At 46.4% G+C, this 15,325-nt stretch carries 14 protein-coding genes; all 14 read left to right on the top strand.

The genetic code is table 11. The annotated features are described in order from the left end of the window. Positions 1-65 precede the first annotated feature (65 nt). Complete coding sequence (gene nuoC / locus FTV13_RS14175) at positions 66-1,853, top strand: NADH-quinone oxidoreductase subunit C/D (RefSeq protein WP_034702039.1); 1,788 nt, start codon at positions 66-68, stop codon at positions 1,851-1,853. Between the two features lie 14 nt (positions 1,854-1,867). Beyond that, positions 1,868-2,377 carry an NADH-quinone oxidoreductase subunit NuoE gene (nuoE, locus tag FTV13_RS14170; RefSeq protein ID WP_004785086.1) on the top strand — a complete coding sequence of 170 codons (510 nt, stop codon included), beginning with the start codon at positions 1,868-1,870 and terminating at the stop codon, positions 2,375-2,377. After that, positions 2,374-3,705, top strand: coding sequence for an NADH-quinone oxidoreductase subunit NuoF (nuoF, locus tag FTV13_RS14165; RefSeq protein ID WP_004785084.1), 1,332 nt, complete (start codon positions 2,374-2,376; stop codon positions 3,703-3,705). The genes nuoE and nuoF overlap by 4 nt, the downstream gene beginning before the upstream one ends. A gap of 11 nt (positions 3,706-3,716) precedes the next feature. Then, positions 3,717-6,395, top strand: a complete 2,679-nt coding sequence (gene nuoG, locus FTV13_RS14160; protein WP_159124298.1) for an NADH-quinone oxidoreductase subunit NuoG — start codon at positions 3,717-3,719, stop codon at positions 6,393-6,395. Between the two features lie 3 nt (positions 6,396-6,398). Continuing rightward, complete coding sequence (nuoH, locus tag FTV13_RS14155; protein WP_004785081.1) at positions 6,399-7,409, top strand: NADH-quinone oxidoreductase subunit NuoH; 1,011 nt, start codon at positions 6,399-6,401, stop codon at positions 7,407-7,409. Between the two features lie 18 nt (positions 7,410-7,427). After that, positions 7,428-7,970: an NADH-quinone oxidoreductase subunit NuoI gene (gene nuoI / locus FTV13_RS14150; protein ID WP_004785079.1), complete on the top strand. Its 543-nt coding sequence runs from the start codon at positions 7,428-7,430 to the stop codon at positions 7,968-7,970. Beyond that, positions 7,970-8,488, top strand: coding sequence for an NADH-quinone oxidoreductase subunit J (gene nuoJ / locus FTV13_RS14145; protein ID WP_180012387.1), 519 nt, complete (start codon positions 7,970-7,972; stop codon positions 8,486-8,488). The genes nuoI and nuoJ overlap by 1 nt, the downstream gene beginning before the upstream one ends. Continuing rightward, positions 8,488-8,796, top strand: coding sequence for an NADH-quinone oxidoreductase subunit NuoK (gene nuoK / locus FTV13_RS14140; RefSeq protein ID WP_004280769.1), 309 nt, complete (start codon positions 8,488-8,490; stop codon positions 8,794-8,796). The genes nuoJ and nuoK overlap by 1 nt, the downstream gene beginning before the upstream one ends. Beyond that, a complete protein-coding gene (gene nuoL, locus FTV13_RS14135; protein WP_180012381.1) occupies positions 8,793-10,682 on the top strand; it encodes an NADH-quinone oxidoreductase subunit L in 1,890 nt (629 codons plus the stop codon). The genes nuoK and nuoL overlap by 4 nt, the downstream gene beginning before the upstream one ends. Before the next feature lies 1 nt (position 10,683). Next, complete coding sequence (nuoM, locus tag FTV13_RS14130; protein ID WP_004785072.1) at positions 10,684-12,297, top strand: NADH-quinone oxidoreductase subunit M; 1,614 nt, start codon at positions 10,684-10,686, stop codon at positions 12,295-12,297. Between the two features lie 3 nt (positions 12,298-12,300). Next, positions 12,301-13,845 carry an NADH-quinone oxidoreductase subunit NuoN gene (nuoN, locus tag FTV13_RS14125; protein WP_004785070.1) on the top strand — a complete coding sequence of 515 codons (1,545 nt, stop codon included), beginning with the start codon at positions 12,301-12,303 and terminating at the stop codon, positions 13,843-13,845. A 123-nt stretch (positions 13,846-13,968) separates the two neighbouring features. Further along, positions 13,969-14,604: a uracil phosphoribosyltransferase gene (gene upp / locus FTV13_RS14120; RefSeq protein WP_004785068.1), complete on the top strand. Its 636-nt coding sequence runs from the start codon at positions 13,969-13,971 to the stop codon at positions 14,602-14,604. 85 nt (positions 14,605-14,689) lie between these two features. Further along, the gene (locus FTV13_RS14115) at positions 14,690-14,983 is read left to right on the top strand and encodes a cold shock domain-containing protein (protein WP_180012379.1); all 294 of its coding nucleotides are present in this window, start codon (positions 14,690-14,692) and stop codon (positions 14,981-14,983) included. Positions 14,984-15,120: 137 nt separating this feature from the next. Next, positions 15,121-15,325, top strand: a 205-nt coding sequence (locus tag FTV13_RS14110; RefSeq protein WP_180012377.1) for a DUF4372 domain-containing protein, incomplete at its 3' end; no start/stop codon positions are given.

The following is a 15,325-nucleotide window of genomic DNA, read 5'->3' as shown; positions in this document are numbered from 1 at the left end:
CACCCGCTATGGGTGTAGTTGTCGTTTAGGTTGACTGAATTTGTATTAAATAGGAAGCCAAGCCAATGGCTGAAACTGACATTGCTATGCCAGAATCAACAGCAGTTGATTCACGCCCAGCATTTGCCATCATTGAAGAGCTCAAAACCAAGTTTGGTGAGAACTTCTTTGTGCAAACAACTTTCGAGGATTTCCCGACAGTTTGGGTTGAGCGCGCACGTGTACAAGAAGTATTGATGTTCTTGCGTACCGTGCCACGTCCATACGTGATGCTATTCGACTTGTCTGCAGTAGATGAGCGTTTACGTACGCACCGTGACGGTTTGCCTGCGTCAGAATTCACAGTGTTCTATCATTTATTATCTTTAGAGCGTAACTGTGACATTCGTATTAAAGTTGCATTAAGCGACAGCGATCTGAATATTCCGACCGCAACGAATATCTGGCCAAATGCGAACTGGTATGAGCGTGAAGCTTATGACATGTTCGGCATCAATTTCGAAGGGCATCCAATGCTCCGTCGTATCTTGTTGCCAACCTACTGGGAAGGTCATCCGCTACGTAAAGAATATTCTGCACGTGCGACTGAATATACTCCGTATATTCAAGACAAAGCCAAGCAGGACTTTGAACAGGAACATCTACGTTTCGTGCCAGAAGACTGGGGTCTGAAGCGCGGTAATGCAGATGAAGATTTCATGTTCCTGAATTTGGGTCCTAACCACCCGTCTGCGCACGGTGCGTTCCGTGTAATTTTGCAGTTGGATGGTGAAGAAGTGAAAGACTGTGTGCCAGATATCGGCTATCACCACCGTGGTGTGGAAAAGATGGCTGAACGTCAAACTTGGCATTCATTCATTCCGTATACTGACCGTGTGGACTATTTGGGTGGTTGTGCTCAAAACATGCCGTATGTGATGGGTGTGGAACAATTGGCAGGCATTACTGTGCCAGACCGCGCACAATGTATCCGTGTCATGATGTCGGAATTGTTCCGTATCAATAACCACTTGCTGTACATCGGTACTGCGATTCAGGATGCCGGCGGTATGACCCCAGTATTCTATATGTTCGCTGACCGTCAGAAAGTGTATGACATCGTGGAAGCGATCACCGGTTACCGTATGCATCCAGCATGGTTCCGTATCGGTGGTACTGCACATGACTTGCCAAATGGTTGGGAAAAACTGGTTCGAGACTTACTCGACTGGATGCCTAAGCGTTTGAATGAATACTACACTGCAGCACTGAAAAACTCTGTATTTGTGGGTCGTACCCGTAATGTGGCTCAGTACGATGCGAAATCTGCATTGGCATGGGGCGTAACAGGTACTGGTCTGCGTGCTACAGGTATCGACTTTGACGTACGTAAATACCGTCCATATAGCGGTTATGAAAATTACGACTTCGAAGTACCGGTTGAGTACGAAGGCGATGCATATGCTCGTGTGATTGTTCACTTCCGTGAAATCGAACAGTCACTGAAAATCATTAAGCAGTGTCTAGAGAATATGCCATCTGGTGCGTACAAAGCGGACCATCCGCTGGCTGTTCCACCACCAAAAGACAAAACATTACAAGATATTGAAACCTTGATTACGCACTTCTTGAGCGTTTCTTGGGGTCCTGTAATGCCTGCAGGTGAATCATCTGTGATGGCAGAAGTGGTGAAAGGTGCGTCGACTTATTATCTGACTTCAGACAAGTCAACCATGAGTTACCGTACCCGTATTCGTACACCAACTTTCACGCATTTACAGCAAATGCCTTCTGTGATTAACGGCAGTCTTGTATCTGACTTAATCATTTATTTAGCGACAATCGACGTCGTAATGGCTGACGTGGATCGCTAAGGGGTAAACGCATTATGATGATTTTGACTGATAAAAAGCCACGTGTGAATGTTGAAGGGATTTTAACTTCGGAAGAAATCCACGAAATTGAACATCACATTGGGCATTACCCTTACCCACGTGCAGCGTGTCTTGATGCGCTGAAGTGTGTACAACGCCGTAATGGCTGGGTAGACGATGCTCAAATGAATGCCATCGCGCAAATGCTCAGCATGAGCCTTGCCGATTTGGAAGGGGTTGCAACGTTCTATAACCGTATTTACCGTCAGCCAGTGGGTCGTCACGTAATTTTACTGTGTGACTCAATTGCATGTTTCTTGATGGGTGCGGAGACTTTAGCAGAAGCATTCCAGCGTGAATTGGGTATCCAGTTCGGCCAAACCACAGCGGATGGCCGTTTTACCTTGCTTCCAATTTGCTGCCTAGGTAACTGTGATAAAGGTCCAACCCTCATGATTGATGAAGATACTCACGGTCTCGTGGAAGTAACATCAATTAAACAGTTATTGGAGAAGTATGTATGAATACCGAACCAAAACCAATTTATGGCGACGGTAACCCGGAAACGCATCCACTGACTTGGCGTCTAAGCAAACAAGCAAATGTCCGTCATGTCGATGACTATGAAGCGCTTGAAGGCTATGCAGGCTTTAAAAAAGCCCTGTCTATGACACCGAAAGAAGTGCTGGAAGTTGTAAAGGCTGCAACCGTAAAAGGTCGTGGTGGTGCAGGCTTCCCGGCAGGGATCAAATGGTCGCTGATGGCGCCAAATGACAATTCAGGTCCACGTTACCTGATTTGTAATGCCGATGAGATGGAACCAGGTACCTTCAAAGACCGTCTGTTGATGGAAGATCTTCCGCATCAGCTGATCGAAGGTATGCTGATTGCAGCTTATACCCTTGAAGCAACTCAAGGTTATATCTTCATCCGTGGTGAATACATCGAAGCGGCGAAGTACCTGAACGAAGCACTTGAGCAGGTTCGTGCCAAAGGTTACCTGGGTGACAACATCCTGGATTCTGGCTGGAGCTTCGAGTTACACGTGCATACCGGTGCGGGTCGTTATATCTGTGGTGAAGAAACTGCATTGATTAACTCGCTTGAAGGTCGCCGTGCAAACCCGCGTACCAAACCGCCATTCCCGCAGGTTGCAGGTGCTTGGGGTCGTCCTACGATCGTGAACAACGTAGAGACCTACAACAACTTGCCAGCCATCATGTTGCGTGGTCCAGAATGGTACATCGGTCTGTCTGCAGGTAAATCGAAAGATCCTGGCACAAAAATTTATGGTGCTTCAGGTAAGGTGAAATTCCCAGGTCTATGGGAACTGCCATTCGGTACCACTGCACGTGAAGTGATTGAAGAACATGCCGGTGGTATGCGTGACGGCCTGAAGCTGAAAGCATGGTTACCCGGTGGTGCATCAACTGACTTCCTGGCTGCCGAGCATATCGATCTTCCGATGGATGCGGAAAGCATCATGAAAGCAGGTTCACGTTTAGGTACCTGTCTATTGATGGTGGTTGATGAAACTCAATGTATGGTTTCAGCAACCCGTAACCTCGAAGAATTCTTTGCGCGTGAATCATGTGGCTGGTGTACACCTTGCCGTGATGGCTTACCTTGGGCGGTGAAAGCGCTTAAAGCACTTGAAGATGGTACTGGCAAGAAAGAAGATATCGATCACTTACAAGAACTGACTCGTAAGCTTTGGATTGGTAAAACTTTCTGTGCTCACGCACCAGGTGCTATGGAACCGTTAATGGGCGCACTCAAACATTTCCGTGGCGAATTTGAAGCGAAAGTCGTAAATGCTGCCGCTCAAACCCGCAACGTAGAACAAGCTTAAGGAATTCGACTATGGCTACAATTCATGTCGATGGAAAATCGTATGAAGTCAACGGCTCGGAAAACTTGCTGCAAGCATGTTTGAGTCTTGGCATCGACATCCCATACTTTTGTTGGCATCCATCCTTAGGTTCTGTCGGTTCTTGCCGTCAATGTGCTGTGACTCAATACGCGAATCCAGAAGATACGCGTGGTCGTTTGGTCATGTCATGTATGACACCGGCTGCTGACAATACCTACATCTCGATTGAAGACAAAGAAGCAAAAGATTTCCGTGCTTCTGTTGTTGAATTCTTGATGACCAATCACCCGCACGACTGTCCAGTCTGTGAAGAGGGTGGCCACTGTCACCTGCAAGATATGACTGTGATGACACAACATGACCGTCGTCGTTACCGGTTCACCAAGCGTACGCATTACAACCAAGAACTTGGTTCGTTCATTGCGCACGAGATGAACCGTTGTATCGCATGTTACCGTTGTGTTCGTTATTACAAAGACTATGCGGGCGGTACGGATTTCGGCGTATATGCAAACGCTTCTCGCGTTTATTTCGGTCGTCCGGAATCAGGTACTTTGGAATCTGAATTCTCAGGTAACCTGACTGAAGTTTGTCCGACTGGTGTATTCACCGATAAGACTCACTCAGAACGCTATAACCGTAAATGGGACATGCAGTACGCACCAAGCGTATGTCATGGCTGTTCTTCAGGTTGTAACATCTCTCCAGGTGAGCGTTATGGTGAGCTTCGTCGCGTTGAAAACCGTTTCAACGGTGAAGTTAACCAATACTTCCTGTGCGATAAAGGCCGTTTCGGTACCGGTTATGTAAACCGTAAAGACCGTCCGCGTCAGCCACAGTTCCGTACTGGCACGAATGTAGAAACTGTTTCTGTTGATACAGCATTGGATACCGTAATTGCGAAAATCCAAGGCAAAAAAGTACTGGGGATCGGTTCACCACGTGCATCGCTTGAAGCTAACTTCGCACTACGTGAGTTAGTTGGTCAAGACAATTACTCAACCGGTATGGCTCAAAAAGAGCAAAATTTGGTTGAGCTGGCTGCATCGATCATGCAAACCGAAGGTGTTTATAACCCGAACATGCGTGAAATCGAAAGCTATGATGCGGTACTCATTCTGGGTGAAGATCTGACTCAAACTGCGCCACGTATGGCTTTATCTGTTCGCCAAGCTGCGAAAAATAAAGGCAAGGAAATGGCTGCAGAGCGCCGTACCCAAGAATGGCTGGCTGAACCTGTACAACGTATTGCCCAAGATGCGAAATCTCCGATTTACATTCTGGCTGCAACACAAACACGTTTGTCTGACGTTGCGGAAGGTGAAGTGGTTGCTTCTCCAAATGACATCGCACGTTTAGGCTTCGCGATTGCTGCGGGTGTGAAAGGTGAAGTCATCACTGGTCTTGATGACGATGCGAAAGCATTTGCACAAACCATTGCAGATACGCTGAAAGCTGCCAAGAAACCACTGATCATCTCTGGTACAAGTCTACAAGACGCAACCATCATGGAAGCTGCTGCACAAGTAGCACAAAACCTGGGTAATGCGGGCTTGACCTTGACTGTTCCTGAAGTGAACTCAATGGGGCTGGCAATCTTCGGTGGTCAAAGCCTTGAGCAAGCATTTGCACAAGACTATGACACTGTCCTAATTGTAGAAAACGATCTTTACCGTCGTTTACCAGCGGCTCAGGTTGATGCTGCGCTTGCAGGCAAACAGGTGATCGTATTGGATCACTCTGAAACTGCGACTGTGAAGAAAGCGAACATCGTATTGTCTGCTGCCTCATTTGCTGAAGGTGATGGTACTGTCGTTTCTCAAGAAGGCCGTGCACAACGTTTCTATCAAGTGTATGACCCTAACTACTACAACCCGGAACTGGCAATCAAAGAATCTTGGCGCTGGTTACACGCACTGGAAACAGGCGTACAAGGCAAAGCGATTTCTTGGACAGTACTGGATGATGTCATCGAGTCAGTAGCAAGCAATGTTCCTGCACTTGAAGGTATTCTGGATGTAGCACCAGATGCGGGCTTCCGTGTACATGGTCTGAAAGTGGCACGTGAACCACGTCGTTACTCAGGCCGTACTTCGATGCGTGCGCCATTGTCTGTCCACGAGCCGAAACAGCCAACCGATATCGATTCTGCATTAACATTCTCTATGGAAGGTTATGTGGGTAATGAAACACCATCTCCACTGATTCCATTTGCCTGGTCTGCAGGCTGGAACTCACCACAAGCCTGGAACAAATACCAGGATGAAGTGGGCGGTCACTTAAAAGGCGGTGATTCAGGCGTTCGTTTATTCGACCGTTTACCAAAGCGTCCAGCGCGTAGCTTCGTCGCACCAGCACCTGTGCTCGTAAATGCTGAAAGCTTCCGTCTGGTACCAATGCATCACATTTTTGCATCTGGTGAGTTCATGATCAAAACTCCGGCAATGGAATCACGTATTCCTGACGCAGTATTTGCAGTGGGCGAACAGGATGCTACACGCTTGAACCTGCAAGACGGTCAGAAGATCACTGTGAAAGCAGGCGAGACTTCAATTGTTCTTCCTGTACAAGTGATTGAATACTTACCAACAGGTTATATTGGCTACCCAATTGGTCTTGCACCAACGGTATCTCTTGCAGAGCCTGTTTCAGTCGCGGTAGGAGCGTAATTCATGGAACAAGAATTAATCCGTCAAACGCCGTTGTGGGCTGAAAACTGGCCAATCGCCTATTCAGTACTTCAAGCGATCGTGATCTTACTGGTTGTAGTACTGATCGCTGCGTTGATGTCTTTTATTGAACGTCGTTTACTCGGCTTGTGGCAAGACCGTTACGGTCCGAACCGTGTAGGTCCGGGCGGTATGTTCCAGATTGTTGCCGACATGCTGAAAATCATGTTCAAGGAAGACTGGACACCAAAATTTGCTGATAAATTGACTTTCCGTATGGCTCCAGCAGTTGCGATGGCAACTGCGGTGCTGTCGTTCATGGTTATTCCTGTATCACCTTACTTAGGTGTTGCAGACATGAGTATCGGTCTGTTGTTCTTCATGGCAATGGCAGGTATTGCGGTATATGCAGTACTGTTTGGTGGTTGGTCTTCTAACAACAAATACGCATTGCTTGGTGGTCTACGTTCAGCAGCACAAACCATTTCTTATGAAGTGTTCTTGGGTATTTCCCTGATGGGTGTAGTGGCAATTGCCGGTTCATTCAACATGCGTGAGATCGTAGAAGCACAGAAAGATGTATGGTTTATTATTCCTCAGTTCTTAGGCTTCCTGATCTTCGTGGTTGCAGGTGTTGCGGTAACTCACCGTCACCCATTTGACCAACCAGAAGCGGAACAGGAACTGGCGGAAGGTTACCACGTAGAATATGGCGGTATGAAATGGGGGATGTTCTTCGTTGCGGAATACGTAAACGTAGTACTGATCTCTGCATTGATCGTAACCCTGTTCTTCGGTGGCTGGTTAGCACCATTTGGTCTTGATTTCCTTCCACCAGCATTCTGGTTCATTATTAAAACAGCATTCTTCGTAATGATGTTTGTATTGGCGCGTGGTTCTTTAATGCGTCCACGTTATGACCAGGTGATGAACTTTGGTTGGAAAATTTGCTTGCCATTGGCGTTGGTTAACCTTTTGGTGACTGGTGCTGTGATTCTGTTGAATCAGGCCTAAGACAGCAGGGAGAACAAAATGTTTAAATTTCTAGCTGGATTCGGGTCAATCGTTCGTACGTTGTTCATGGTATTTACCCATGCAACGCGCAAACGTGACACCATTTTATATCCGGAAGTGCCAGCCGAAGAAATCGTGCCACCACGTTTCCGTGGTCGTATCGTATTAACGCGTGACCCAGATGGCGAAGAGCGTTGTGTGGCATGTAACCTGTGTGCGGTTGCATGTCCGGTAGGCTGTATTTCACTACAAAAAGCAGAACGTGAAGATGGTCGTTGGTATCCGGAATTTTTCCGTATCAACTTCTCTCGCTGTATTTTCTGCGGTATGTGTGAAGAAGCATGTCCTACGACTGCGATTCAGATGACACCAGATTTCGAATTGGGCGAATATGTTCGTCAAGACTTAGTCTACGAAAAAGAACACTTACTGATTTCTGGTCCTGGTAAATATCCTGACTATAACTTCTACCGTGTCACCGGTATGGCAGTTGCTGGTAAGGACAAAGGTCAGGCACAGCGTGAAAGTGCGCCTGTTGATGTACGGAGTCTATTACCATGATGTGGCCATTTTATTTAATGGCCCTTGTGGCCATCGTCTCTACGGTTCGTGTGGTAACTAACACGAACCCGGTACATGCTTTATTAAGCCTGATCGTTTCACTCCTTGCTGTAGCAGGGCTGTTCCTGATCGTGGGTGCACCATTTGCGGGTGCGCTTGAAGTCATCGTTTATGCTGGCGCGATCATGGTGTTATTCGTGTTCGTGGTAATGATGCTGAACTTGGGCGAACAGACTGTTGCTCAGGAACGCAAATGGTTGACTTCATCAGCTTGGGCTTATCCGGCATTGATGAGCTTCCTGATTGGTCTGATGCTGGTTTGGGTACTTAAATCAGATTACGTGCAGCCTTCAATGGTGATGGGCACAGAAATGGTCGGTCCTAAAGCGGTAGGTCAATCACTCTTTACGCAATACTTATTGTTGGTAGAAGTTGCCGCGATGTTATTGCTTGCATCACTTGTTGCAGCATTCCATTTGGGTAAACGTGAACCAGGTGCAGAAGAGGAACAACAATAATGGGCAACATCCCTTTAGAGCATGGTTTGATCGTTGCATCCATTCTTTTTGCACTGGGTTTTTACGGTGTAATGGTGCGACGCAACCTGCTATTCATTTTAATGAGCCTTGAAATCATGATGAATGCTGCTGCTTTGGCGTTCGTCCTGGCGGGCAGTGCATGGGCACAGCCTGATGGTCAAATCATGTTTATTCTGATTCTGACCCTTGCTGCGGCAGAGGCGTGTATCGGTCTTGCGATCGTCCTTCAGTTCTATCATCGCTTCCATCATCTGGATGTGGATGCTGCTAGTGAGATGCGCGGATGAGTTATTTATATCTAACAATTTTATTCCCGCTCATTGGCTTCGTCCTTTTAGCGGCAGGGCGTCATAAGCTTCCTGAAACAGTTGCAGCCATTATTGGTGTAGGGGCTGTGGGGTTATCGGCATTGTTCGCACTCATTGCGGGTATGGACTTTGTCAACAATGGTTCTACCGCGGTGGTGCAACCTCTTTGGACCTGGTTCAATGTCGGTGGTTTTGCACCGGGCATCAGCCTGCACCTGGACGGTTTGTCTCTGTTGATGCTGGGCATGGTGACAGGCGTTGGTTTCCTGATCCATATCTTTGCATCATGGTACATGCGCGGTGAACAAGACTTCGCACGTTTCTTCTCTTACTTCAACCTGTTCGTTGCAAGCATGTTATTGCTGGTACTGGGTGACAACCTGGCGTTGTTATTCCTGGGTTGGGAAGGTGTAGGTCTGTGTTCTTATCTGCTGATTGGTTATTACTACCAAAACCCTGCAAACGGTGTGGCAGCGATCAAGGCATTTACCGTTACCCGTATTGGTGACGTATTCCTGCTGATTGCCATGTTCTTGCTGTTCCAGCAATTCGGTACGCTAAATACTCAGTACATCGTAGAAAATGCTGCGGCTGTGATGACTCAAAGCTCATCATTGACCATCTGGACTGCGTTAATGCTGTTCTTGGGTGCTGCTGGTAAATCTGCACAGATTCCACTGCAAACCTGGTTGGCAGATGCGATGGCAGGTCCGACTCCTGTTTCTGCATTGATCCACGCTGCAACAATGGTAACAGCAGGTGTTTACCTGTGCTGCCGTCTGTTCACAGTATTTGAACTTGCACCTGAAGTGATGATGTTCATCTCAATTACTGGTGCGGTGACATTGCTGGTGGCTGGTTTTGCTGCATTGGTACAAACAGACATCAAACGTATTCTGGCTTACTCAACTATGAGTCAGTTGGGCTACATGTTTATGGCTGTAGGTGCTGAAGCATACCAGGCGGGTCTGTTCCATATGCTGACTCACGCATTCTTCAAGGCATTATTATTCTTGTCTTCTGGTGCAGTGATTCTGGCTTACCACCACGAACAAAATATCTTCAAGATGGGCGGTCTGTTCTACAAGAACAAATTCCTGTTTGCATGTTTCGCCATTGGTGGCGGTGCATTGGCTGCAATTCCATTCATCACTGTGGGCTTCTTCTCAAAAGATGCAATCCTGGGTGCGGTTTGGGTACAAGGCCAATCAATCGCAGTTTACAGCACACTTTACTGGGTGGGTGTAATCGGTGCGTTCCTGACTTCGATCTATACATTCCGTCTGATCTGGGTGGTATTCTTCGGTAAAGAAAACACACCTTACCATGCAATCAAGGGTGTAACTTACTGGGGTCCATTGGCAATTCTTGCAGTACTTTCAACTTTCGTGGGTGCAGCATTAAAAGCGCCTGTGGAAAGTATTTTGAATGCGGCTAAACTTCCTGCATTTGAAATTCCGGAAGCACTTGAACATGGCATGCATACTGCAGAATACACAGCAGTAGGTATTGCACTGGTAGGTCTTGCAATTGGCGTGGTGCTGTTTGCTTTTGCTTACAACGCTGTGAAATCTTTTGCGAAAACTTCTCTGGGTGCGGGCCTTGCCAACATCTGCCGTAATGCACTTGGTTTCGACAAGCTGTATGACATCGTTTTTGTGAAGCCTTATTTGTTCTTCGCGAAACTGTTCGGCCGTGATCCGATTGATGGCTTCTGGCTGGTGCTGCCTGCACTGGTTAAAGGTGGTCATAGCTTTACCAGTTCACGTCAAACAGGTTCACTGCGTGAATATGCATCTAGTATGGGGCTCGGTGTCGTTGTCCTACTGATGATCTTGCTCGTGATTCAGGTAGTGGGGAAATAAAATGGAAGCTCCAAACAATATTATTTTGCCGGCTCTGATCCTCATTCCGTTCATTGCAGGTTTTATTTGCTGGTTGGTCGATAAACTCGACCAACACCTTCCGCGTTATATCGCGCTGATTGGTATGTTAGTGACGCTGGTCTTGACCATCGTCCTTTGGCAGTCGGGTACTTATAACTATGAACTTGGCGGTGCGGCTCCTACGTGGGCAGCCGAGTTTAAATTGCCTTGGATTCAAACCCTGGGCATTAACATTCACCTTGCGGTGGATGGTTTATCTTTACTGATGGTTGGCTTGACTGCACTCCTTGGTGTGCTGGCAGTAGGCTGTTCGTGGGGTGAGATTCAGAAAAACGTTGGTTTCTTCCACTTGAACCTTTTATGGTCTCTGGGTGGTGTAATCGGTGTATTCCTGGCGATTGACCTGTTCCTGTTCTTCTTCTTCTGGGAGATGATGCTGGTGCCGATCTACTTCCTGATCGCACTTTGGGGTCATAAAGGGGCAGAAGGCAAGTCACGTGTATATGCTGCAACCAAGTTCTTCATTTACACACAGGTAGCTGGTTTAGTCATGCTGATTGGTATCCTTGGTCTGGTGACTGTAGGCTACACCATGACTGGTCAAATCCGTTTCGACTACAACTACCTGATGGGTGTAGCGAACATGCTGGATACACAAGCACCAGCAGTGGCTTATGCATTCATGATCTGTCTATTTATCGGTTTTGCGGTAAAACTTCCAGTTTTCCCATTACACGGCTGGTTACCAGATGCGCATGCACAAGCACCAACAGCGGGTTCTGTTGACCTTGCAGGTATCTTGATTAAGACAGCTGCTTATGGTCTGATCCGTTTCGTGATTCCATTCTTCCCGGCGGCTTCTGCACAGTTTGCAGACATCGCGATCATTTTCGGTTTAATCGGTATCTTCTACGGTGCTTGGTGTGCTTTCCAGCAAACCGATATGAAACGTTTATTGGCGTATACGTCTATTTCACACATGGGCTTCGTTTTACTTGCAATTTATGCAGGTAACATCCTGACCTTCCAAGGTCTGATGATCATGATGCTGGCTCACGGTCTGTCATCTGCAGCGCTGTTCATTATGTGTGGTCAGGTGTACGAACGTGTTCATACACGTGATATGCGTTTGATGGGTGGTATTCGTGGTCAGTTCCCATACCTTGCATTCTTCCTGATGTTCTTCATCGCGGCGCTTGTCGGTATTCCAGGTCTAGGTAACTTCATTGGTGAGTTCCTGATCCTGATGGGTTCATTCGGTAAATTCCCTGCATTCACAATCCTCGCTGCAATCAGCCTGGTATTTGCGGGTCTGTACGGTTTGATTCTGATCCATAAAGCGTTGTTTGGTGTTCCAAACGAAGAGCAAAAACAACACTACACAAATCCGTTAAAAGATTTAAATGCACGTGAAGTGGTAATTTTGCTGATCTGTGCATTTGGTCTAGCATGGCTTGGTCTATACCCACAAAGCTTCCTTGACGTTTCTAACTCAAGCATGGCGTGGTTAGCGAATAGCTACATTCCTGTGTCTGAAGCAGCTGATGCTGTGCAGCAAGCTGCCGTTTCAGCTGAAAATGTGGAGATCCAATAAGCCATGAACTTCACAATGTCTTTTTCTGAGCTTATGCCTCTAGCACCTGTGATGATCGTGTCATTGACTGCGATCGTCGTGATGTTGCTTACTGCAATTAAGCGTAACCATAACTTAGTTGCGACTACGACAGTCATTGGTCTAAACCTGGCGGCGTTGTACATTCTGTTCGTTCTGTTAGCGGGTCAATTTGCACCTGCCAATGTAATGAATCTGTTCCTCGTAGATCCGTTTACGATGCTGTATCAGTTTGTGATTATTGTGGCTGCACTGGCGTGCAGTACCTTGTCACATGCTTATATTGAAACCTATAAAGATAACCGTGAAGAACTATACATCCTGATGCTGACCTCCGTTGCCGGTGCGATGCTGATGGTGGCAAGTTCTCACTATGCATCTTTCTTCATTAGCCTTGAGCTCATGTCGATCCCTGTATACGGCTTATTGGCGTATACACATCAGCGTTCTCAATCGCTTGAAGCAGGTGTGAAATATCTGGTGCTTTCAGCAACTGCATCTGCAATGTTGTTGATGGGTATGGCATATGTTTATGCATATACAGGTTCTCTAAGCTTTGTCGCTGAACCAGGCAAACTATTAACTGCATTCAGTCAACCTGCTGTAGTAATTGGTCTGGCACTGATCGTATTCGCTGTGGGCTTTAAACTGTCACTGGCTCCATTCCACAAATGGACACCAGACGTATACGCAGGTGCTCCAGCACCAGTTGCAACTTTCCTTGCAACTGTGTCTAAAGTGGCAATGCTGGGTCTGTTCGTACGTTATGTATTGTCTTCTGGCTTAATCCTGTCAGATAGCTTCGTAACTATCATCAGCGTGATTGCAGTACTTTCCATCATTGTAGGTAACTTGCTTGCAGTGAAACAGGTGAACTTGAAACGTATCTTGGCATACTCTTCAATTGCTCACTTCGGTTATGTACTGGTTGCGATCGTATCTGCACGTAATACTGACTTTTTACAGGTTCAAGGTTTCGCGACTTTTGAAAGTGTAAACGTCTATATCATCACGTATGTATTGACTACGATTGGTGCTTTCGGTGTGGTAACGCTGATGTCTAGTCCGTATAACAATACAGATGAAGCAGGTAGCCTGGCGGAGTACCGCGGTCTGTTCTGGCGCCGTCCAGTATTGACTGCTGTATTAACTGTGATGATGCTGTCTCTAGCAGGTATTCCATTAACAGCGGGCTTCATCGGTAAGTTCCTGGTAGTGAAAACTGCGGTAGCAGGTGAGTCTTGGTTCCTTGCTGCGATGGTCATCCTGGGTTCAGGTATTGGTCTGTACTACTACCTGCGTGTGATGGTTGTCATGTATATGACTCCACCAGAAACACCACGTCTTGATGCTGTAAATCACTGGGGACAAAAAGTCGGCGGTATCATGGTATTGCTTGTCGCATTACTGGTACTGGTGATCGGTGTTTATCCAGATCCGATCATTGCGCTGTCTCGCTATGCATTCTTCGCAATGTCGCCTGAATTACAACAGTTTATTTTCACTTTGGTTCAAAGTGGTTTTAACTAATTCAGCGCAAGTTTGAAGTTATTACAAAAAAGCCTCCACGATTGGGGGCTTTTTTAGTTAAACAAATCCGGAAAAGTCTTTATAATAGCGGAAATTTATCTTTAACCTTCTAGGTGTTCTCCCGTGGCAATCCATGAAATCCGTCATCCATTAATTCGACATAAACTCGGTTTACTGCGTCGTGCTGACATTAGTACCAAGAACTTCCGTGAGCTAGCTCAGGAAGTGACTATGCTTTTGACTTATGAAGCGACCAAGGATCTTCCTGTCGTTGAGCATGAGATTGACGGCTGGAACGGACCGGTAACTGTAGACCGTATTGCAGGTAAGAAAATTACTGTTGTGCCAATTCTACGTGCGGGCATTGGTATGCTGGATGGTTTCCTGAATCTGATTCCAAGTGCCAAAGTCTCTGTACTGGGTCTGGAACGTGATGAAGAAACCCTACAGGCACGTACTTACTATAAAAAACTGGTTCCAGACGTACAAAACCGTCTTGCGATGATCATTGATCCAATGCTGGCGACTGGTTCTTCTCTGGTTGCTGCGATTGACGTATTGAAAGCCAGCGGCTGTAAAGATATTCGTGTGATGGTATTGGTCGCAGCCCCTGAAGGCATTAAACGTGTTGAAGAAGCTCATCCAGATGTGGTGATTTTCACTGCGGCGATTGACCATGGCTTGAATGAAAATGGTTACATCGTTCCAGGTTTGGGCGATGCGGGTGACAAGATTTTTGGTTCAGTTCAAAAAGACTAATATTTTTGAAAGTGAACAGAAAAGGGGCTTTTACAGCCTCTTTTTTATATACTGAATACTGACAGATACAGAGAAGGGGACGTTTATGGCTTCCGAGCAATACCAAGGAAAAGTAAAACAGTACAATCCAGAAAAAGGATTTGGTTTTATTTCTTCACCTGAAGGTGAGGTATTCTTTCATATCTCGGATTTCCCCGCCGATTCAGGTGAACCGAAGCGCAATGACCGGGTAAAATTCAATGTGGTCCAGAATGGGGATCGCTATAAAGCCATTAAAATTGAACGTGTAGAAGATAAATCGAAGAAAGCCAAAAAAGCCAAAGCGGTAGCAGTCAATACTTCGATTACATCAGCACTATTGTCGAATTTAAAGCGTTAATATTTGCTTGGAAAATTCATTTAAAAGAGGGCCTTAGGGCCACTGCTGTCCCATAGTTTGCTTTAAATAAAAAAACCTGAGTCCTAACAGTTAAAATATGAGTGCAAACAAACACTTTAACGACCAGGATTCAGGTTTTGTCCCATCAGAATACCGTATTTCATGAGCTAATTAAACCTCTTGTGCGACAGGATTTTGAACAACTTGCTAAAGTGCACCATGTTGGACAGAAATTTAGAGCGGCTTCCCGGTGGGATCAGTTTATTGCCATATTGATGTCTCAATTCTCTTGTAGGCAAAGTCTGAGAGATATTCAATCCAATTTGGAGTGCCAACAGGAAA

The organism is Acinetobacter sp. YH12235, from assembly GCF_013417705.1.
GTDB lineage: Bacteria > Pseudomonadota > Gammaproteobacteria > Pseudomonadales > Moraxellaceae > Acinetobacter.
Note: the sequence above shows the minus strand (reverse complement) of the source record. Positions and strands in the feature narration are given on the sequence as shown.